Below are 20,541 nucleotides of genomic sequence, written 5' to 3' on the forward strand. Positions count from 1 at the left end.
ACTGTATGTTCTATAAGAATGGGGTGATAGTATGACAGCAAAGAATCTGGTGACGATTTTACTTGGGGCTTGGCTGATTGTCGGTATATTCGTGGATGGGTTTGCTCATACACATAATAAGCCGGAGACGTTCTTTTCACCTTGGCACGCTATTTTGTATTCAGGTTTCCTTGTAACAGCGCTGTGGATGATCTGGATTACATATCAGAATGCCAATAAGTTAGGTGTGCCTTTTAAGAATGGGATTCCAACTGGTTATGGCCTTGGTATTTTAGGTGTTGTGCTGTTCTTTATTGGCGGTGTTTGCGATATGACATGGCACATCATTTTTGGAATTGAGGAAGATATTGCTGCACTTCTTAGTCCTTCACACCTTTTATTACTAGTTGGGGTTCTATTAATCATTACAAGTCCTTATAGGATGGGTGAAAAAGAATTAAAGAAGAGCCCAAGTTTTAAAGAGTTCTTTCCAACGCTGCTCTCTTACACGCTTTCAGTTGCTGTTTTATGTTTTTTTATGATGTACACGTGGGCGTTTAACCATGGCTGGGTCGCGGCAAAAGCAACGGCACTTTTTATAACAGATGAAGCAGTCTTTCAAAACATCATAAGAATAGGAATAAGCAACACGATTATTACGACAACTTTTTTAATGGTTCCTGTTTATTTCTTGCTGAAAAGATGGACATTGCCGTTTGGCTCTATCACACTCATGTATACGGTGAATTTTGTCCTGATGACAATTATAAGAGGTTTTGAGAATGCTGAAGTAATAGGTATTGGGGTAGTTGCAGGATTGCTTGCGGATTTTTTCATTCAACAAAAGAAATTTACTGCCTTAGCAGTTGTTCTTCCTTTATTTATCTGGGTTGTTTATTATGTCGGAATCGCTATTTTTGAAGGTATGGGCTGGGATCCTGAACTTTGGACGGGTGCAATTGTATTGAGCACCATCTGGTCATTTATTCTGCACTATATGATTAGCGTTTCGGAAAGAGAATCGGAACAGCAATCCATAAATTTTAATGAAAAAAATGTAATTTAACGAGTAATAATTTTTACAAAAACGGGTAATCCTTCAAGGTGACCTGTTTTTTTTTGTGGGTATATAATACCAACTATTATTACCAGGTAATAAAAATAGTTGCTTCATAAAACAAACCTTGTTACGATGGTAAAGTAGGAGAATTCGAAAGAGTCAGATTTAAAGGAGTTGAGCAAATGAAAGATTTACAATCGTTTGGCTGGTATGCAGCAAAAATCGCTCCAAAGCTGCCGAAAGAGGCCTTTAAACCAGTACCATCCCGGTTATGGGGAGGACTAGTCTATCTACTGATCGCAATCGCCGGTATTTTAGTTATCGGGTTATTAAATAATTTACACCCTTGGCTCGGAATTGGAATCGCTGTAATCCTAGGAACTTGTTTTGCAGGAATGGGCTTTTTAGGACATGAGATTCTTCACGGTACGGTAATCCGCAAGCCATGGCTGCGTGACTTTTTAGGAGCAGTAGCTTTTTGGCCGTTAAGTGTTGGACCGAAGCTATGGCGTAAGTGGCACAACACAACACATCACGTTCATACACAGCATGATGGGAAAGATCCAGATGCGTGGCCAACTCTAGAAAACTTGTCACACAAACCATTGTTACAAAAAGTGTACAAGCTCCCAATGTGGATGCGTTCAATCGTAAGCTTTGCTTTCTTGTCTGTTTCGTTTACGCTGCACGGACTTTTCATGTTCAAACGATTTATTACTGAGTTCAAACCGAGTAAACGACCTTCTGTTTGGATTCAGCTGTTATTGCCGTGGGCGATGTGGCTAGGATTACTGGCGTGGCTCGGACCCGTTAAATGGTTCTTTGCGGTATTGATGCCACTGCTAATCGCCAACGCGATCGTAATGAGCTATATTTCAACCAATCACCGCTTGAACCCAATGACAGACGTGAACGATCCGTTAGCAAACAGCTTATCGGTAACTGTTCCAAAATGGATTGATGTGATTCACTTTAACTTCTCTTACCACACAGAGCATCATTTGTTCCCTGGTATGAGTCCGAAATATTATCCGCTCGTAAAAAAGCACATTAAAGAAATGTGGCCAGAACGCTATCACGAAATGCCGCACTGGAAAGCGCTCGTCGCGTTATGGAAGACACCGCATGTGTACTTTAATCAGACTCAGTTTGTAGATCCAGCACCGGGGAACTTGTATCCTTCACTTGGGCATGGGATGAATGAAACCGTGGAAGAGAAGAAGCAAGAACGGAAATCATCAAATCAAACACCGAAAAGCATCCATTAATTTGGGTGTTTTTTGTTTGGTTAGGGGGGATTACACTTTTTTGTTCTTGAAGATGTATTTAGATGTGGAGACGCAAGGGGACAAAATATTGCAGAAACTGGGCAGGGAAAAAGTTGTTTTCAATTAAAATATGATGGGTTTTTCGATTAAAAAAGAATTTATTATTAGATGATAATAAAACTTGATAGAATGTATGTATTGGACTTAATTGCTAGCTAAGGAGAATGATAAATGAGTAAAGAATTGAACTGTGATAGCTGTTTGATGCCGATAACAGAAAGAGAAGAGCTGCGTACGGTGTGGGCATATTTTAAGATACGACCATATCATAGATCGTGTTATGAAAACTCCTTAAAAGGGGCAGGTCTTGTAGGTAATCAGCCCATCAACGGATTTTCGGGGAATTTTACAGCGCTTTTTGCGTTTGTTTTAGCGTGGTTGCCTCTATTCACGAATATATCGCCCGCTATAACGATCGTCGGGACGTTAATTGTACTTCTGAGACTGTATTCCTTTATTCGTTTTGAAAAACAACTGTCACAATAAAAAAACGTGCTCTCCATCTTTGGAAAGCACGTTTTTACTATTTATGCTTGAACGCGATAAACGCGAGCTTCGTAAGGCTGCAACGTGAAGCTAGTTACATCTCCATGAGCCGCTACTACTTTGTTTGCTAACAACAATTCATTAGCGTTTAACGTAAGTGTGGACTCAAAAGTTGCAGCTTGCTTAGAAAGATTCGTAATCACAACTACTTTTTCTTCTCCTAAAGTACGAGTATAGGCATAGATTTTCTTGTCTTCTTCAAGAATCAAATCATACGTTCCATACGTGAAGACTTCGTTTTTCTTCTTTAAAGAGATCATCTTTTTGTAAAAGCTTAGAACAGATTTTTCGTCTTGTTCCTGCTTCTCAACGTTAATCTCTGTGTAGTTTGGATTAACTTTCATCCACGGTGTGCCAGTAGTGAAACCTGCGTTTGCATCGCTGTTCCACTGCATCGGAGTACGGCTGTTGTCACGAGATGATGACCATATAACAGACATGATGTCTTCGTGTGAAATGCCTTCTTCACGCTTGATGCGATAGCGGTTTTTATCAGCCACATCATCATAGTCCTCAATCGAATCAAACTGAACGTTCGTCATACCGATTTCCTGACCTTGATAGATGAAAGGAGTTCCTTGCATCAAGAAGTACATCGCACCAAAGCTTGTTGCACTTTCAAACCAAAATTCCGCGTCATTGCCCCAAGTAGAAACAACACGTGGTTTGTCATGGTTTTCGATGAAAAGTGCATTCCAGCCTTCTTTTTCAAGGCCTTTCTGCCAGCGAGATAATACTTTTTTTAATTCAACGATATCCACCTCTGGATTCGTTTCTGCATCCCAAAGGCCAAGGTGTTCGAATTGGAAGATCATGTCCATCTTTCCGTTTTCTTTACCTACCCAAAGGTCTGCTTCATCAATCTTAACTCCGTTTGCTTCACCAACCGTCATTACATCATAGTTCGCATATGTGCGGTCTTTGAACTCTTGTAAAAACGTGTGGATGCCTTTTTGGTTCATATGCATGTCGAATGAAGAAACATACTTTTCGTTTTTCGGGTTCGGCATGTCAGGGAAACCTGCGCGCTTCTTTATATGGCTGATCGCATCAATACGGAAACCGTCAATTCCTTTATCAAGCCACCAGTTAACAGTGTCATAAAGAGCTTCGCGAACTTCTGGGTTTTCCCAGTTTACGTCTGGTTGTTTTGTTGAGAAAACATGCAGGTAATATTGATCTGTCTTTTCGTCATATTGCCATGCAGATCCTGAGAAGATGCTTTCCCAGTTGTTCGGTTCTTTGCCGTCTTTACCGTCTCTCCAAATGTACCAATCACGTTTTGGATTGTCTTTTGAAGAACGAGACTCGATGAACCACTGGTGCTCGTCACTTGTATGGTTAAGAACAAGGTCGATGATCAGCTTCATACCACGCTTATGAACTTCTTCCATAAGGAGATCAAAGTCTTCCATCGTTCCAAAGTCATCCATGATGTCCTGGTAATCAGAGATGTCATATCCGTTATCATCGTTTGGAGATTTGTACATCGGGCAGATCCAGATGACGTCGATGCCAAGGTCTTTAATGTAATCCAGACGCTGAATGATTCCTTTTAAATCCCCGATTCCATCTCCATTTGAGTCTTGGAAGCTGCGAGGGTAAATTTGATAGCCAACGGCTTCTTTCCACCAAACTTTTTCCATAATGTTACCTCCATGTTTTCTCTTAACAACAGGGCAGGGGATACCGTTAAACGGCTCCCCATTGTCTGTTTGTTTTTTTAAATATGTTTCCTTATCCTTTGTTGCTTTTTGTGGGAGTTGATTTCCATTTCAGATGTTTCGCTTTCCGCGGGGCAGGCGGTGAGCCACATTCGTACGTTTCACTTTTAAGTGTCTCACCTGACCGCTTGTCCCGCAGGAGTCTCGCACCTTCCACTCCAATCAACTAGTCAATGAAGAACCCTAAAGATTAATCGTCACTGCCACACCTGCATGATCGGAAACCACCGGTGTTTCTTTTCCGTTAAAACGCACGGATGATTGCTGAACGTCAACGGGCTTGCTGCTTAGAATATAATCAATCCTGCGGCCAGCTTCGTTATCATCCCAGCCTGCAATGGAACCGATGATTGTTAAGCCATCATCTTTTTTTGAAGCAAGTTCATACGTGTCGTAAAGACCTTTTTCTTTTACATAATGAAAGCCTTCACCTGAAACGTTAGCATCGTTGTTTAAGTCGCCCATGATAAAAGAAAGACCTTCTTCTGGGATATACTGCATCAAACGATCGAACTGACCTTTAAAAGGTTCAAGATCATCTTCCCACCAGCCAAAGTGACCGGAGAAGAATTGAATGTCTTGTCCCTCAAAGGAAATTGTAGCTTTTACAATCTTTCGTGTTTTCCAATTGTTCATATCCTGCAAATCAGAAACAAAAAAGCTTTCATGAGATGTAATCGGATGACGGCTTATGACCGCCAAACCTTCTTCGTACGTTACATAGCCATAGTGCGCCATGTCCCATACAAAGTCATAATCTTCAACGCCAAGTTTTCTCACTAGCTCTAAAAGAACAAGGGCATAATTATCTTTTTTGATGTTGTCTTTTACAAGAGGAGCGTCAATCGACTGCATAACCTCTTGTAGCGCGATAACATCATAACGCTCACTCGCGATATCGCGAGCAAGCATCTCTAATTTTTCCATCTGGTTCTCTTCCTGCCAAGCATGAACGTTTAACGTTAATAGCTTCATGAATTACATCCCCAAACGATCTTGAATATCAGATTTTAATACGTCAGCTTTTGGTCCATAAATCGCTTGAACACCTTTATCTTTGATGATCAGACCAAGTGCTCCGTTTTCTTTCCATTCTTTTTCCGTACCAACGCCCGTTGTGTCTTTAACGGTTACACGAAGGCGAGTCATACATGCGTCAACGTCTTCAATGTTGTCAGCTCCACCTAAAAGACCGATAATCGCTGAAGCTTGAGAGTTGTCTGAGCCTGTTGCTGCTTCACGTTTAGCTGGTGCAGCATCGTTTTCAGTTGTTTCGATATAGTTACCCGCACGACCTGGAGTAGGCAGGTTGAACTTTTTGATCAATACATAGAAAATCGAGAAGTTTAATCCAAAGAATACGATACATGTTAGTGCAAAGTTGATTAAGTCACGCGTTAATCCTGCTTTTACAAGCAATGGTGTACGAGTAAGAAGCTCGATAAAACCGAATGCGTGAACACGAACGTGGATAAGATCCGCTACAGCGAACGCAAGACCAGTCGTGATCGCATACACAACATAAAGAAGTGGTGCAGCAAACATGAACATGAATTCGATCGGCTCTGTAACACCTGTTAAGAATACAGCTAGTGCTGCAGATAAGAACATAGACTTGTATTTTTTACGCTTGTCTTTATCAACGTTCATGTACATCGCAAGTGCGATCGCTACAAGTGAAGCCGTTGAAAGAACAACTTGTCCCATTTTAAAACGAGCAGGTACAACATCATTAAGAAGGGCTTGATACGCTTTTGTATCTCCAGCAGCTAAGAAGTTGTTCAAATCATTGATCCAAGCAAGCCACAGTGGATCTTGGCCAGCTACAGAAGAACCTGCGCCTGAACCAGTCATGATTTGATACGTTCCGCCAAGCTCTGTATAGTTGATCGGCACCGTTAACATATGGTGAAGACCGAATGGCAATAATAGACGCTCTAGTGTACCGAACACGAATGGCGCGATAACTGGAGCCGTGTTGCGAGATGTTGCAATCCATTTACCAAAGTCATTCAACAGTCCTTGAATAAATGGCCAAACCAATGCAAGAACGAGTGCTGTAACCACTGACCATAAGATAACAGCAAATGGTACAAAACGTTTTCCGTTAAAGAATGCTAATGCATTTGGAAGCTTATTGTAGTTGTAATATTTGTTGAATAGTATCGCACCTAGGAAACCGGAAATGATACCGACGAAAACACCCATATTAAGAGCAGGTGCTCCAAGAATTGATGTGAAATAGTCACCAACAATCAGTTCAGAGCCAAAAAGGGATTTAACTTTCGCCCCTTCTTCAAGCATCATAGCGCTATTAACACCGAAGATCGCACCAGTGATGCGATTGATCAGGATAAATGCGATGACAGCCGCAAAAGCACCACCAGCACGTTCTTTAGCCCAAGATCCCCCAATTGCTACGGCGAATAAAATGTGCAGATTTGTAATGATCGCCCACCCGATGTCTTCCATAACACGGGCAATCGTTTGCACTAAAGTCATGTCGCCACCAAACATAGCAATAACTTTACCTAGTGATATCATCAAACCGGCAGCTGGCATAACCGCTACTACTACAAGAAGCGCTTTACCTAGCTTTTGCCAGAAATCAAATGAAATGAGTTTTCCACGTTGTTTCAAAACGATTTCCTCCTTTAAGTATATATCTTTTGTTGATTTTTTGAAATCGCATTCAATAGATTGCAAAAAAATTATGAATCGCTTACATATTTGTATATGCATGTCGGTGCAATCGTTTGCATTAGTGATTGTAAAATAAAACGGTTTCATTTACAAGTAATATTGATTAAAAAATATATAAAAGTTTTTCCAGTGTGTTTTCGTGAGAGGGATTAATAGGAGGATTCATGGTGCTAGTTTGGGAAATGGCTTCGCATTGAATGAGTTTTATAAGGTAGAGGCGGTGCGGTGAAGTTCTCAGGTGGAACGGAGCACATCTCAGGTGGTTAACCCCACTTTAGCGGCGAACGTGTAACAAATATAAGAACACGTACCGTAAAAAAAGCTCGAATAGTAGATACCACTCATTTCTCGGAGCAGGTTCTCTGACCTTGATGATTTCAAGTGCATTTATATCTCCTAAAAGCGGTTCTCAGGTGGAACGAGAGGCAAATCCGGGTGGAACATCCTCCTACTTGTAAATATTTTAAAACGCTTCATGTGAGTAAAGAACTATGAGTATTTACTTATTTTTATGCAGATCTAAAATATATAAAGGCATTACATAAGGGTTGTTGAATATGAAGAATGGTAGAAAAACAAGAAAAGTGATTGAATAAATATTCATAACTAAGTATAATTATTTTCGGAATGAGGAAGGGGAGAAACAAATGAAAAAGAAAAATTGGATAGCTGGTGCGTTGAGTGTAAGTTTGCTCGCATCGATGCCTTACGCGGTAACAGCGGAAGCACCTCAAAAACAATGGACGAATGTTAATTCTTATGAAGAGGCTGATGGCAGTCCGTTTAACTCAGAGCATTATGATTTTGTAAAATACTCTAAGATTGGTGAGATTCTTCAAAAGCTTAATAAAGAAAGTAAGCGTGTGACCTTGGAGCAAACGGGTACATCTTCTGATGGTTATCCGATGTATGTCGTAACGATCTCTAACCCAGAAGACAAGGGGAAATACGGACATTACAAAAAGCTTCGCAAGCAGATGTTCAAAAATCCTCAAAAGGCTCAAGATTGGATTGCTGAGAACCCTGACTTTAAGGTGCCAGTTATGATTAACGGATCAATTCATGGTACGGAATACATAGGATCTGATGCAGTTCTTCAACTGATGGATCGTTTCGCGAACGATAATGATGCAGAGACAAAAGAAATTCTTAAAAGTAACATTCTTATCTTTAATGTAGTAGCAAACCCAGATGGCCGTGTGGACGGGACACGCTTTAACGGGAACGGCATCGACTTGAACCGTGATTTCATTACACAGTCTCAAGAAGAAACGAAGCAGACCGTTGACCTTATTACCGAATGGAATCCGATGGTTTTTCTTGATTTGCACGGATACGTGAACAGCTCTGACGGCAAACCTGGCCTTATCGAGCCATGTACACCGCCTCATAATCCGAACTATGAATACGACTTGTTCTCCAAATGGGCTCTAGATCAGGCTGAGGCGATGGAAAGCGAGATTGTTGGAAATAAAGCAAACTATGAATCTGATCATTATAAGAATATGACAGGAACGTATATCCCTCAGCGAGATGACAGTGCTGGTTGGGACGACTATCCGCCGATCTTTACACCGATGTATGCGATGTATCACGGAGCATACGGATATACACTTGAAGCACCGACAAACAGCTGGGACGGTGTGAGATGGGCAAATGACGCGGTTATGGGTGCGTTAAAATTTGCAACAGATAATAAACAAGGTATGCTGACGGATCAGATTGAGATTTTCGAACGTGGTATCAACTTTGACCATCCGTACCATGAAGAAGGATTTTTCCCGAATGCCTATGTGCTTCCGGTTAATGAAAAGGATCCGACTGTTACTGAAAAAGCAGTGAACCACCTTCTTGAAAACGATATTTCTGTAGAAAAAGCAACGAAAGCTTTTTCAGCAAATGGGCAAACCTATCCGGCAGGGACATACATCGTTGATATGAGCCAAGCGAAAGCGGGTCTTGCTAACACGATGTTATGGGACGGAGAAGATATCACGAACGATACACCTGCGATGTACGACATTTCAGCATGGAGTCTGCCAGAGCTTTGGGGCTTTGAAGCGATTGAGGTAAAGGAAGAACTAAAAGCGAAAACAGCTCCTGTAAAAGAAGCAGACTATGCAGGTTCTATAAACGGTAAAGGGCCGTATGTTATTTCAAACAGCTCTGTGCAGGCTGTGAAATTGGTGAATGATTTAGTAAAAGCGGGTGAAAGTGTTTTTAAAGGCAATGATGGACAGTTCTATGTAGAGACTTTATCAGCATCGACTAAAACACTTGTAAAGAAATCTGGCATCTCGTTAGAAACTGCTAAAATGCCGGCTCAAAAAGAAAAACTATCATCACTTAAAGTTGCCATTTTAAAAGATGGCGGCATGAATAAAGCACAAAGCCACGCTGGTACGAAACTGGCGCTTGACCGTCTAGGCTTTTCTGTAACAGAAGTAACACCAACAGAAGTTGCGGAGAAAGGACTATCTCAGTTCGATGCGTTTCTTTATTCAGGAACGGATGCATTGCTGCAATACGAAAATGTAAGAGAGGCAAATAAGCCGTTCGTGGTCGGCAGCAAACCAGCATATGAAAGCTTTAAGACAAATGTACAAACATTCATCAATAACGGTGGAAAATACATTGCTGTAGGTGCTGGCGGGGCTAAAGCTTCAAGTCAGCTCGGATTAACGTCTGTGAAAGTCAACACAGGCAATGCGAACAGCAACGGAATCGTAAAGGTGAATTACGAAAAAGATGAAGTAACAGCGGGTTACAGCGCAGCTGACCTTGGCTTTGTTTACAGACCGGTATGGTTTACGGATATAGGCAATGCGAAATCTGTAGCGGCTTTAGGTTCTGGCGACTTCTTTGTTGCGGGCCATTGGAAAGGTAACGAACAAGCTGCAGGACAAGCGGTGATCGTAGAAGAAACAGGCAAAGATGTGACGCTGATTGGACTCGAAGCAGGGTTCCGTGATCACACGGATTATTTATTCCGTTTATTATCCAATGCGCTTTATCAATAAAGAGCCTTTCTGATTGACAATAAGATAAGCACTGCATTACTTTTATAGGGAAAGTTTGCCCTGTTCAATTAAAAAAGACCTGAAGAGCATTGAAATGAATTCATTTCTAGCTCTTTGGTCTTTCTTTGTATCAGAAAGTACGTGTCTAAATAGCTTTTTGGTTCATTTTTTGCTTCCCTGCCAAGTTGATTGTAGTCCAAGGTGCGAGACTCCTGCGGGACAGGCGGGCAGGTGAGACACTTAAAAGTGAAACGTCCAAATGTGGCTCACCGCCTGCCCCGCGGAAAGCGAGCAGCCTGAAACGAAAATCAACAGCTTTCAAGAAACTACACGAAAATTACCTATATTAAAGCTCAAATGTTTTAAAGCGGTCTGACAGGTGTAAATTATAAAAGTAAAGCAAACTGAAAGGTGAGTGAAAAGATATGTTCAATAAATTATTTGGAAAAAAAGAAGTGAAAAAAGAAGAGACGGTTATTGCTCCGTTAACAGGAAAAATTGTAAACATTGAAGAGGTGCCAGACCCGACTTTCGCTCAAAAGATGATGGGCGACGGTATTGCGATAGAGCCAACTGAAGGCGTCGTTGTTTCACCTGTAGATGGAGAAATCGTTCAGTTCTTCCACACAAAGCATGCCATCGGAATTCAATCTGAAGCTGGAGCAGAAATCCTTATTCACGTTGGTCTTGAAACGGTAAGCATGAACGGAGAAGGCTTTGAAGGTCATGTGAATGTAGGAGATAAGGTAAAAGCAGGAGACAAGCTACTAAGCTTTGACCTGGACTTAATTAAAGAAAAAGCGGCTAGCACTGTAACGCCAATCGTTATCACAAATGGTGATGCGGTAGAATCTTTAGACAAACGTGCAGCATCTGATGCTACAAAAGGTGAAACTTCATTATTGCAGATTAAAATGAAATAATAGATGAAATCAGGCTACCCATGCCTGATTTTTTTCCATATTGAAAAGGGGGAGGCTATGATGAAAAAAGGAGTTATTTCTTTAGGAGAAGCACTTGTTGATTTTATTCCAACTGATGAAACCAACACAACCTACCAAAAAAGTCCTGGCGGTGCGCCTGCCAATGTGGCTGTAGGCGTAGCACGATTAGGCTCAGCATCAACGTTCTTAGGAAAAGTAGGAGATGATGTTCTAGGATCATTCATGATTGATACATTAAAGAGTTATGGTGTGAACGCGTTTCATGTGTACAAAACAGAAGAGGTAAGAACGGGTGCTGTTTTTGTGACATTAGGAAAAAACGGAGAGCGTTCTTTTGACTTTTATATCAATCCTAGCGCAGACCGTTTTTTAGAAGAAAAAGATGTTCAGCCTAGCCTGTTTAAAGATCACAAGATCCTTCATTTTGGGTCCATCTCTTTAATCAGTGAGCCATCTAAGAGTGCTACTGAAAAGGCGGTCAGACTCGCTAAGGAAAACGGAATGTGGGTTTCATACGATCCGAACCTCAGACTCTCACTATGGAAGACGCCGGCGCAGGCACGAGAGACGATTCTATCGATGCTGCAGCACGCGGACATTGTGAAGATCTCAGAAGAGGAGCTCGAATTTATTACAGGATTAAAAAAGGTCGAGGAAGGCATTAAGGTGCTTCAGCAGTATGAGATTCCGCTGCTGTTTATTACACTCGGAGATGACGGCAGTTACGTGGTAACGAAAGAAGGCGGAGAGTACATTCCGGCTAAACGTGTTTCCGCTGTTGATACAACGGGAGCAGGTGACGCTTTTGTATCAGGCATTCTTCATTGCTTGAATGAATTTAATGGCACGCTTGAAGAACTTACACTTGATGAAGCAAGTGACATGGCGCTGTTCGGAAGTGTCTCTGGAGCTCTTGCTGTTTCAGTAAAAGGTGCGATGACAGCACTGCCTACCTTGGAGCAGGTAGAAGAAGAGCTTGCACAAAACAAGCAATAAGCGCATATAATAGGAAAATATTTTGACTAATGTTTTCGTTTTTTGGTAATATTATTTTATTATAAAAGATGATACGCAACGGTGAAGGAAGAATAGTAGCTAGTGAAACACTTCTTAAAGCGAGCTGGGGACGGTGTAAGCCCAGTAGAAGACATTAGTGAAACGGCAATCCGGAGTTGCTTTTTGAAAAGAGGATTCGTTATTACATACGGATCAACTAGGGTGGAACCGCGGGAGATACAACTCTCGTCCCTGGGCATAGCGCCTTGGGACGGGAGTTTTTTATTTTTCATAAAAAACCAACCTGATCCAAAAGGCAAAATCCGAATGGGAGGAATAAAAATGTCAAAAAACATGGAAACCATCACAAATCATGCGAAACATCGCGGTTTTGTCTTTCCGGGATCTGAAATATACGGAGGTCTTGCAAACACGTGGGATTACGGTCCGCTTGGTGTTGAACTGAAGAACAACGTAAAAAAAGCTTGGTGGAAAAAATTCGTTCAAGAATCTCCTTACAACGTAGGTCTTGATGCAGCGATCCTCATGAACCCTCGTACGTGGGAAGCATCTGGACACATCGGCAACTTCAACGATCCGATGATGGATTGTAAGAACTGTAAAGCGCGTCACCGTGCTGATAAATTAATTGAAGACGCAGCTGATCAAGCAGGAAAAGAGATTATCGTTGACGGTCTTCCTTTTGAAAAGATGGAAGAACTCGTAAAAGAGTACAACATCGCTTGCCCTGAGTGTGGAAGCCATGACTTCACAAGCATCCGTCAGTTCAACTTGATGTTCAAAACGCACCAAGGTGTAACTGAATCCAGCTCAAACGAGATCTACATGCGTCCCGAAACGGCTCAAGGTATTTTCGTTAACTTCAAAAATGTTCAGCGTACAATGCGTAAGAAGCTGCCGTTCGGTATCGCACAGATCGGGAAGAGCTTCCGTAACGAGATCACGCCTGGTAACTTCACGTTCCGTACACGTGAGTTCGAACAGATGGAGCTCGAGTTCTTCTGTAAGCCAGGAAGCGAGATCGAGTGGTTTAACTATTGGAAAGATACAGCTGAAAACTGGCTGAAGTCACTAGGTATGACGTCAGAAAATCTTCGTCTGCGCGACCATAACGAAGATGAGCTTTCTCACTACTCAAATGCGACGACTGACTTTGAGTACAAATTCCCGTTCGGCTGGGGCGAGCTTTGGGGTGTTGCATCCCGTACAGACTTCGATTTGAAGCGTCACATGGAATTCTCAGGTGAAGACTTCAACTACATCGACCAAGAAACAAACGAGCGCTACATTCCGTATTGCATCGAGCCTTCTCTAGGTGCTGACCGCGTAACACTTGCGTTCTTGATTGATGCGTATGAAGATGAGCAGCTTGAAGATGGTACATCAAGAACAGTTATGCACTTGCATCCTGCACTTGCGCCTTATAAAGCAGCGATTTTGCCGTTATCTAAGAAGCTTTCTGAAGAAGCAACAGAAGTGTTTAGCTCACTTGCTAAAGACTTCAATGTAGATTACGACGAAACGGGATCAATCGGTAAACGTTACCGCCGTCAAGATGAAGTAGGTACGCCGTTCTGTATCACATACGATTTTGATTCTAAAGAAGATGGCATGGTGACAGTACGTGACCGTGACACGATGGAACAAACGCGTGTGAAGATTGCAGATCTTAAGAGCTTTATTGAGTCTAAGGTTCAGTTTTAATTCTTTGAAAGAAGCAATGTTGCTTTCGGAATATACTCGTAAAAGGCATCATTGAAAAGTTGATTGGAGTGTAAGGTGCGAGACTCCTGGGGGATCAGCGGGACAGGTGAGACACCTATGGGCACAAAGTGTCGAGGTGGCTCACCGCACGCCCCCCGGAAAGCGAGCATCCTGAAACGGAGATCAACCTCTTTCAAGATTTTAATCTTAAAGCACACATTTGCTACTTGCGATGTGTGCTTCTGTTTTTTCTGTGGCGTTTATTTTACAATAGACAGTGAGAGATTAATTCATAGCCCCCGGGCTTTTATTGGAGGTATATACATGAACGAAGGACGTATTCAAAAGGTACAAAACTGGTTAAAGCAAGAAGGACATACTTTCGCGTTCATTCATACAACAGCGAACGTATTCTACTTATCCGGACTTTACACAGATCCGCATGAGCGCGTGTTAGGTGTTGTGGTGTTAGCAGATGGTGAGCCATTCATGGTTTGTCCAGGAATGGAGCGTTCACAAGCGAAAGGCGCTGGCTGGACGTACGAGATCGTTGGGTACAGTGATTCTGAAGATCCTTGGGCGAAGGTTCAAGAAGCTTTGGCGAGCCGCGGTGTTACGTCTGCTTCATCCGTTGCGGTTGAGAAAGAAACACTTCCTTATGCACGTGGTGAGAAGCTTTTAGGCATGTTTGAGAGTGCGAGCTTGGTAGGTGCAGAAGAATTGTTGAATGAGCTTCGTCTCATAAAAGAAGAGAGCGAGTTAAAGACGTTGCGTGAAGCAGCGAGACTTGCAGACTATGGGGTTGAGGTAGGAGTTGCAGCACTTCGTGAGGGTGTAACAGAGATGGAGGTACTCGCGAAGATCGAATACGAACTGAAGCAAAAAGGCATCAGTGCGATGTCGTTTTCTACAATGGTGTTATTCGGTGAAAAAGCGGGACAGCCTCATGGTAAGCCTGGATTAAGAAAGCTTCAGCATGGCGACTTCGTATTGTTTGATCTAGGTGTTGTCCTTGATGGCTATTGCTCAGACATCACGCGTACTGTAGCGTTTGGCGATCTAGATGAAAAGCGCCGTGAAATCTACGATACTGTGCTGCAGGCTCAGTTGAAAGCTTTAGAAGCATCTAAGCCGGGAACGCGCATTGGTGACCTTGATGTGATCGCGCGCAACCACATTACGGAAGCGGGTTACGGAGATCACTTCCCGCATCGTATCGGACACGGTCTTGGAATCGATGTTCACGAGTTCCCGTCCATGAGCGATAACAATGACGGCGTGTTGCGTGAAGGCATGACATATACGATCGAACCAGGCATCTATATTGATGATGTTGGTGGCGTACGTATTGAAGATGATGTGTACGTAACGGCTGATGGACATGAAACATTGACGAAATATCCAAAAGAGCTGCAGATTATTAAATAATAACGTTAAAAAAGGATGGTCCACATTTTTGGGCCATCCTTTTGCTTTGTATTTGCAGTTTCGTAATAATAATTTCTTAAACTAAGTCGATAATCCGGCGGAAAATTAAGATAATACGGCGAGATTCTTATATAATACGGCGCAATCCACCCAAAATACGGCGAGTTTTACCTATATATCAGCGAGTCTACAAATTCAGACATAATACGACATCGCCATATGCATGGTTCAAGTGTTCCTGATCTTTACTACTTCTTGTTGCTCTCTTTTCGCATCCCACACTCGTTGAATCTCAAATGTACCTTCTTCAAAGAACAACGGAAATCTTTCTTTAAACCAATCTTGCATGGGGAGATCCAGTACTTCACTTATGGATGCCCATAAAAGCTCTCCTTCTGGAGGGTTGTCCAATAACTCTCCCGAAAAAGTAGCTGTCCAATAGTTAAACACCATGTACCTAACATTCTCTTGCGGATTCACATACTCATCGATCCCTTTATATATAAGGTTAGAAACGGTTAATCCCGTTTCTTCCTTTACTTCTCTAATAGCGCACTCTACTAAGCTTTCAGGGAAATCGACCTTACCGCCAGGTGCCAAAAAGCCAGGGAAACCACGGCTGTCAGGCCGCTTTATCATTAGCACTTTATCTTCGTGTTGAACCATGCACATTGTATAGAGTCGATGCTCTATTTTTTTTAGTTGAATTGACATAAAATCCTCTCAATATCGTTTTTAATAATTTTAACATTGAGGCAACAAAAAAAGAGCAGACATCATTTCTGCTCTTCAAAGTTTTTTATTATAGTGGCAGCACATAAAACATCATAAGAAAATGCATCACACTGCCGGCTAACACAAAGAGATGCCAAACTGCGTGGTGAAATGGAAAGCTGCGCCATACATAAAAGATACTGCCGAGCGTGTAGATGATTCCGCCGGCTACAAGCAGCTGAATCCCTTCTGGCGGCATGTTTGCTGAGATGTCTTGAAAAGCAAACGTAATCAGCCAGCCCATCGCTACATAACCTAATGTTGATAACACTACAAATTTTTTCGTAAAAAAAACTTTAAATACAACGCCAGAGATCGCAAGTCCCCAAACGACGCCGAACAGTGTCCAGCCGAGTGCGCCGCCCACGACAATCAGTACGATCGGCGTGTAGGTTCCTGCGATAAAAAGATAGATGGCTGCGTGGTCCATAATCTCAAATAAATCTTTAACCCGTCCTTTAGGAAAAGCGTGCACGAGGGTAGAAGCTGTATAAAGAGCCAGCATCGTTCCTCCGAATACCGCGAAGCTAACAATATGAACAGCTGTTCCTTTCCATACTGCAAATACGAGCAGAATAGAAGTAACCGCAACACTCAGAAGGACACCGAGTCCGTGTGTGATCGCATTTGCTATCTCTTCGCGTTTTGAAAATACATGTGTACTCATTCCGTTCACCTTCCTTTACGTTACAGTAAGTATATCAGAAAAAGGTATCCTTTAACCAATTAAAGACTTTAAGATTTTGTTAAAAAAGAAGGAATATTTTTCTGCAGAATTGAAATAGGTAAAATTATAGACTTTATAGATAAAGAGAGGGTCATGATCATGGAGGTAACGCGCTACTCGTCTATTCCTGCTTTTTACGCTGATGTGGAGTCATTCTTATTGAATCAGGAAGACCGAGCGGGAATCATGCTTGGCAACAGTTTGCGGTTTAAAGACAAAGTGTGGGAAGAGGAAAAGCCTTTTTTGGCAACGGTAAAAAAAGGCGGGGAAATCATGCTCGCAGCGATGCTCATTCCGCCGTATGCCTTGCTGCTTCTCGAAAAAGAGGAAGCAGAAGGAGTGGCAGCTGTCCCATATTTAGTTCAATACTTAATAAGAGAAGACTTTGCCATTCATAAAATTATGTCACCTAAAGCGGTAGGAAAAGCATTCAGTGAAGAGTGGACGAAAGCACATTCATTAGAAGAAAAAGTGCTGATGGATCTCAGATTGTATACGCTGCAGTCCGTCATACAGCAAGCGGCACGTCCCGGGAAGTTGCGAAAAGCAACACAAGCGGACTTAACGTTCTTGCCACAATGGATTTTGGAGATGACAGAAGAAACGAACCAGCTCATGACATTTGCTGAAGCAGAAGAGTATGCGAGAGCTCGATTAGAAAATGAATTTCTTTTTATTTGGGAAGAAGATGGCCGCCCTGTCTCCATGGCAGCAAAGACACGTCCAATTATTAAAGGGGTTTCTGTTAATCTCGTTTATACACCACGTGACTTGAGGGGCAGAGGATATGCGAGTGCTCTTGTCGCATCATTAAGCGATTTCCTGCTGCAAGAAGGTTTTGAATTTTGCACGCTGTATACAGATCTCGCCAACCCAACTTCTAATAAAATCTATCAAAATATCGGATACCAGCCTGTATGTGATTATATTGAGCTGAAGTTTGATCAAAAAAGAACAGAATCTCCGGCTTGATTACCGGCAGACTCTGTCTCTTTGATAAAGATAATCTCTTATGTATCTTTTAGCTCCTGCTAAAGTGCCTTCGGGCAGCTGATCTGCTGCAAAGTACCGAAAGTCGAACGATTCATCCTCATCGATGCACAGTTCACCCGAAACAGAACTTGCCGTATAAACGGCAGTCACTGCATATAATTCATCACCATTCGGCGTTTGCAGATAGTGATCTTTACCAGAATAAACGTGAAGCTGGGTTAAACCGTCTATATCGAGCCCAGTTTCTTCTTTCACTTCACGAACAGCCGTTTCTTCAAAGCTTTCTCCAAGTTCCATCAAACCGCCGGGCAGCCCCCAGCCACCATCTTTCCGGTGCTGCAGCAGAATTTCTTCACTATCGTTTTCAATAATGACAACAGACCCTGGCAAGATGAGCGGTGACTTCCTACATATTTGCGGAGATCTTCATAATAAGCCATCAAATCGCTCCTTCCTAACCAACATTTTACAGAACATATGTTAATAATTCATCTAAAAGTGGAACAATGATAACAGAATGATTGAGGGGAGTTTTGGAATGGAAGCCTTTGCTAGACCTCGTGTAGTTGTGAGTAAATGTCTCGAATTCGACGCATGCCGATATAACGGTGATGTGATTTATAATGATGTGATCAAAAAGTTAATGGACTATGTTGATTTTGTTCCTGTTTGTCCAGAGGTTGAGATCGGACTCGGAACACCGCGAGAAACCATCCGTATCGTGAAAAAAGGGGAGGATCACTTCCTTCTTCAGCCTTCCACTCAACGAGATGTAACGAACGAGATGAAAATGTTCTCAGAAGGCTATTTATCTGGAATCATTGATACTGATGGATTTATTTTAAAAACGCGTTCACCTTCTTGCGGTTTAAAAGAAGTGAAAGTGTATGCTTCAACAGAAAAAGGGCCGGCGATCGGTCATTCGAGCGGCTTATTCGGCGGAAAAGTGGCTGAGCTCTTTTCGCACTTAGCGATTGAAGAAGAAGGACGGTTAAATAATTTTACGATTCGAGACCGTTTTTATACAAAGCTATTTACGCTAGCCGCGTTTCGAAACATACTTCCACAGGGACTAGACGCGATTAAAGCATTTCATAAAAAAAATCAGTTCCTCTTTATGGCGTATAGCAATCCTACATTAAAAGTGATGAACCGCATCTTGAAAAACGAGCAAGAGAATGGGGAAGAACGAACGATTCAATTGTATGCAAAAGCGATGAATAAACTTTTTAACCGTGCGGCAAGAAGCGATTCAAACCGAAAAGTCGCGTATGAAATCTTTAAGCGGTTTGAAGACAGGCTATCTCAAGGAGAAGTCGCATTTTTTGAACAGCTTCTTCAAAAGTACGCAGACAAAAAAGAGCCGTTCTCGAGTGTCGCAACAATCTTGAAGTCGCACGCGATCCGATTTGAAGACAGCGAAATTCTTGGACAAACCTTTTTTGCGCCGTATCCCGAGATTCTGCTAGAGATTTCAGATTCAGGTAAGGGAAGAGATTACTAGAACAAGCCAATAGAGTGCTGGAATGGTAAGAAAGGAAAGAATCGTACTTAATGCAACACCTGCAGCCGCAAACGACGCATCTTCACCATATCTCTCTGCATACATCGAGATGGTTGGAGCTGAAGGCATACCTGCAGTCAAAACAGCAACAGCGAATAGTTGAAAAGGCAGTGAAAACAGAGCAAAGGGCAATAACAGAACCGGAAAGAAAACCAACTTATAGAAGCTAGCTAGCCATATATGTATGTTGCTGCAATAGCTTCTCAGTTTTTGGATCGGCATGCCGCCTAAAAGAACACCAATCAGCAGCATGGATAGAGGAACAGTAGGTTTTCCTGTCATTTCAAGTGTGCTCGATAATACCGCGGGTAGTGTTCCTGGCAGAAGCATGAGAACAAAGCCGACTAATGTGGACGTTACGCCAGCGTTTAAGAACACTTTTCGCCACTGAACGGTTTCCGAGTTCCTGGCAAAGAGATAGATTGCGTACGTCCAGATGACTAATAAATAGACAAAGTTAAAAAGAGTCGCAATGAACACACCTTCTTTTCCAAACAATAAAAAACTGACAGCAATGCCTAGAAAGCCTTGATTACCGAAGATCATGATGCCTTCTAAGGCATTTTTTTGCTTTTTTTCAGTGTTCAATTTCTTTACCGTCCACCACGAGACGATTGACGATACGATTAAAACAAAAGCCGACATCATTGAAAGCCATACGAACTGTTTAATATTTTCAAAGGAAAAAGGAACGTCCATGCCAAATAAAATAAGAGCAGGCAGCGTGACATTCAAGATGATAGCGATTATTGTTTTTTCACTGCCAGGCGGTAAGATCTCTTTTTTGCGAAGGATATAACCTAATAACGCGATGCTGTACAATAGGGTTAACTCTTGAATAAAGGGACCAAAATGGTTCATCTATCATCCCCTCCTTACTTAAAAGGGTATGGTTTAATAGTGAATTGGGTGAAAGTGATTTTTGGTGCTAAGCTTCGTTGTTTTTGAAAGAGGTTGACTTCCGTTCCAGATGCTCGCTTTCCGGGGGGCGTGCGGTGAGCCTCCTCTGCGCTTTGCGCCGAGGAGTCTC

General features: G+C 42.2%; 17 protein-coding genes. 10 read left to right on the plus strand and 7 right to left on the minus strand.

Annotated features, from left to right (window positions below; genetic code table 11):
* Positions 1 to 31: 31 nt before the first annotated feature.
* The 3 genes from P8610_RS16920 (at position 32) to P8610_RS16930 (ending at position 2,853) form a co-directional block, all read left to right on the plus strand.
* Positions 32 to 1,045, plus strand: coding sequence for a hypothetical protein (locus P8610_RS16920; RefSeq protein WP_394605431.1), 1,014 nt, complete (start codon positions 32 to 34; stop codon positions 1,043 to 1,045).
* Positions 1,046 to 1,221: 176 nt separating this feature from the next.
* Entirely contained in the window at positions 1,222 to 2,307 is a 1,086-nt protein-coding gene (locus P8610_RS16925) for a fatty acid desaturase family protein (RefSeq protein WP_394605432.1), read from the plus strand.
* 231 nt (positions 2,308 to 2,538) lie between these two features.
* Entirely contained in the window at positions 2,539 to 2,853 is a 315-nt protein-coding gene (locus P8610_RS16930) for a hypothetical protein (protein WP_394605433.1), read from the plus strand.
* Positions 2,854 to 2,894: 41 nt separating this feature from the next.
* Here P8610_RS16930 and P8610_RS16935 read toward each other — a convergent pair whose 3' ends face one another.
* The 3 genes from P8610_RS16935 to P8610_RS16945 form a co-directional block, all read right to left on the minus strand.
* On the minus strand, positions 2,895 to 4,559 hold the full coding sequence (locus P8610_RS16935; protein WP_394605435.1) for a glycoside hydrolase family 13 protein: 1,665 nt from the start codon (positions 4,557 to 4,559) through the stop codon (positions 2,895 to 2,897).
* 261 nt (positions 4,560 to 4,820) lie between these two features.
* Positions 4,821 to 5,612: an endonuclease/exonuclease/phosphatase family protein gene (locus tag P8610_RS16940; protein WP_394605437.1), complete on the minus strand. Its 792-nt coding sequence runs from the start codon at positions 5,610 to 5,612 to the stop codon at positions 4,821 to 4,823.
* Positions 5,613 to 5,615: 3 nt separating this feature from the next.
* A complete protein-coding gene (locus P8610_RS16945) occupies positions 5,616 to 7,277 on the minus strand; it encodes a PTS transporter subunit IIBC (protein WP_394605439.1) in 1,662 nt (553 codons plus the stop codon).
* A 710-nt stretch (positions 7,278 to 7,987) separates the two neighbouring features.
* On the opposite strand from P8610_RS16945, the gene P8610_RS16950 reads away from it, so the two are divergent.
* The 5 genes from P8610_RS16950 to P8610_RS16970 all read left to right on the plus strand — a co-directional run bounded on the left by P8610_RS16950 (position 7,988) and on the right by P8610_RS16970 (position 15,453).
* Positions 7,988 to 10,360 carry a M14 family zinc carboxypeptidase gene (locus P8610_RS16950; protein ID WP_394605441.1) on the plus strand — a complete coding sequence of 791 codons (2,373 nt, stop codon included), beginning with the start codon at positions 7,988 to 7,990 and terminating at the stop codon, positions 10,358 to 10,360.
* Positions 10,361 to 10,785: 425 nt separating this feature from the next.
* A complete protein-coding gene (locus P8610_RS16955) occupies positions 10,786 to 11,283 on the plus strand; it encodes a PTS sugar transporter subunit IIA (protein WP_289493927.1) in 498 nt (165 codons plus the stop codon).
* Between the two features lie 60 nt (positions 11,284 to 11,343).
* Positions 11,344 to 12,300 carry an aminoimidazole riboside kinase gene (locus P8610_RS16960; RefSeq protein ID WP_394605444.1) on the plus strand — a complete coding sequence of 319 codons (957 nt, stop codon included), beginning with the start codon at positions 11,344 to 11,346 and terminating at the stop codon, positions 12,298 to 12,300.
* 342 nt (positions 12,301 to 12,642) lie between these two features.
* The gene (locus P8610_RS16965) at positions 12,643 to 14,025 is read left to right on the plus strand and encodes a glycine--tRNA ligase (RefSeq protein WP_394605446.1); all 1,383 of its coding nucleotides are present in this window, start codon (positions 12,643 to 12,645) and stop codon (positions 14,023 to 14,025) included.
* Positions 14,026 to 14,349: 324 nt separating this feature from the next.
* Positions 14,350 to 15,453 (plus strand): M24 family metallopeptidase, encoded by a 1,104-nt coding sequence (locus P8610_RS16970; protein WP_394605447.1) that lies wholly within the window; start codon positions 14,350 to 14,352, stop codon positions 15,451 to 15,453.
* A gap of 228 nt (positions 15,454 to 15,681) precedes the next feature.
* On the opposite strand, the gene P8610_RS16975 is transcribed toward P8610_RS16970, so the two are convergent.
* Together P8610_RS16975 and trhA are read right to left on the minus strand one after the other, a co-directional pair.
* Complete coding sequence (locus P8610_RS16975; protein WP_394605450.1) at positions 15,682 to 16,167, minus strand: 8-oxo-dGTP diphosphatase; 486 nt, start codon at positions 16,165 to 16,167, stop codon at positions 15,682 to 15,684.
* An 88-nt stretch (positions 16,168 to 16,255) separates the two neighbouring features.
* On the minus strand, positions 16,256 to 16,894 hold the full coding sequence (gene trhA, locus P8610_RS16980) for a PAQR family membrane homeostasis protein TrhA (protein WP_289493931.1): 639 nt from the start codon (positions 16,892 to 16,894) through the stop codon (positions 16,256 to 16,258).
* Positions 16,895 to 17,053: 159 nt separating this feature from the next.
* Here trhA and P8610_RS16985 point away from each other — a divergent pair, with 159 nt between their 5' ends.
* Entirely contained in the window at positions 17,054 to 17,926 is an 873-nt protein-coding gene (locus P8610_RS16985; protein WP_394605453.1) for a GNAT family N-acetyltransferase, read from the plus strand.
* Here the strand turns inward: P8610_RS16985 and P8610_RS16990 are convergent, their stop codons facing one another.
* Positions 17,927 to 18,337 carry an NUDIX hydrolase gene (locus P8610_RS16990; protein WP_394605455.1) on the minus strand — a complete coding sequence of 137 codons (411 nt, stop codon included), beginning with the start codon at positions 18,335 to 18,337 and terminating at the stop codon, positions 17,927 to 17,929. It lies immediately after the preceding gene.
* A gap of 148 nt (positions 18,338 to 18,485) precedes the next feature.
* On the opposite strand from P8610_RS16990, the gene P8610_RS16995 reads away from it, so the two are divergent.
* Complete coding sequence (locus P8610_RS16995; RefSeq protein ID WP_394605457.1) at positions 18,486 to 19,451, plus strand: YbgA family protein; 966 nt, start codon at positions 18,486 to 18,488, stop codon at positions 19,449 to 19,451.
* On the opposite strand, the gene P8610_RS17000 is transcribed toward P8610_RS16995, so the two are convergent.
* Positions 19,428 to 20,372, minus strand: coding sequence for an AEC family transporter (locus tag P8610_RS17000; protein WP_394605460.1), 945 nt, complete (start codon positions 20,370 to 20,372; stop codon positions 19,428 to 19,430). The two genes, P8610_RS16995 and P8610_RS17000, sit on opposite strands and share 24 nt — an antisense overlap.
* Positions 20,373 to 20,541: the final 169 nt, after the last annotated feature.

The sequence above is a fragment of the Fictibacillus sp. UD genome, from assembly GCF_043558025.1.
In the GTDB taxonomy this organism is placed as follows: Bacteria; Bacillota; Bacilli; order Bacillales; family Fictibacillaceae; genus Fictibacillus.

What these genes read in the sequence shown, in the direction of transcription:
- trhA (WP_289493931.1), bottom strand. Translation starts at nt 16,894, where the DNA reads ATGAGTACACATGTATTTTCAAAACGCGAAGAGATAGCAAATGCGATC.
- P8610_RS17000 (WP_394605460.1), bottom strand. Translation starts at nt 20,372, where the DNA reads ATGAACCATTTTGGTCCCTTTATTCAAGAGTTAACCCTATTGTACAGC.
- P8610_RS16925 (WP_394605432.1), top strand. Translation starts at nt 1,222, where the DNA reads ATGAAAGATTTACAATCGTTTGGCTGGTATGCAGCAAAAATCGCTCCA.
- P8610_RS16960 (WP_394605444.1), top strand. Translation starts at nt 11,344, where the DNA reads ATGAAAAAAGGAGTTATTTCTTTAGGAGAAGCACTTGTTGATTTTATT.
- P8610_RS16920 (WP_394605431.1), top strand. Translation starts at nt 32, where the DNA reads ATGACAGCAAAGAATCTGGTGACGATTTTACTTGGGGCTTGGCTGATT.
- P8610_RS16985 (WP_394605453.1), top strand. Translation starts at nt 17,054, where the DNA reads ATGGAGGTAACGCGCTACTCGTCTATTCCTGCTTTTTACGCTGATGTG.
- P8610_RS16930 (WP_394605433.1), top strand. Translation starts at nt 2,539, where the DNA reads ATGAGTAAAGAATTGAACTGTGATAGCTGTTTGATGCCGATAACAGAA.
- P8610_RS16975 (WP_394605450.1), bottom strand. Translation starts at nt 16,167, where the DNA reads ATGTCAATTCAACTAAAAAAAATAGAGCATCGACTCTATACAATGTGC.
- P8610_RS16995 (WP_394605457.1), top strand. Translation starts at nt 18,486, where the DNA reads ATGGAAGCCTTTGCTAGACCTCGTGTAGTTGTGAGTAAATGTCTCGAA.
- P8610_RS16935 (WP_394605435.1), bottom strand. Translation starts at nt 4,559, where the DNA reads ATGGAAAAAGTTTGGTGGAAAGAAGCCGTTGGCTATCAAATTTACCCT.
- P8610_RS16950 (WP_394605441.1), top strand. Translation starts at nt 7,988, where the DNA reads ATGAAAAAGAAAAATTGGATAGCTGGTGCGTTGAGTGTAAGTTTGCTC.
- P8610_RS16965 (WP_394605446.1), top strand. Translation starts at nt 12,643, where the DNA reads ATGTCAAAAAACATGGAAACCATCACAAATCATGCGAAACATCGCGGT.
- P8610_RS16970 (WP_394605447.1), top strand. Translation starts at nt 14,350, where the DNA reads ATGAACGAAGGACGTATTCAAAAGGTACAAAACTGGTTAAAGCAAGAA.
- P8610_RS16955 (WP_289493927.1), top strand. Translation starts at nt 10,786, where the DNA reads ATGTTCAATAAATTATTTGGAAAAAAAGAAGTGAAAAAAGAAGAGACG.
- P8610_RS16940 (WP_394605437.1), bottom strand. Translation starts at nt 5,612, where the DNA reads ATGAAGCTATTAACGTTAAACGTTCATGCTTGGCAGGAAGAGAACCAG.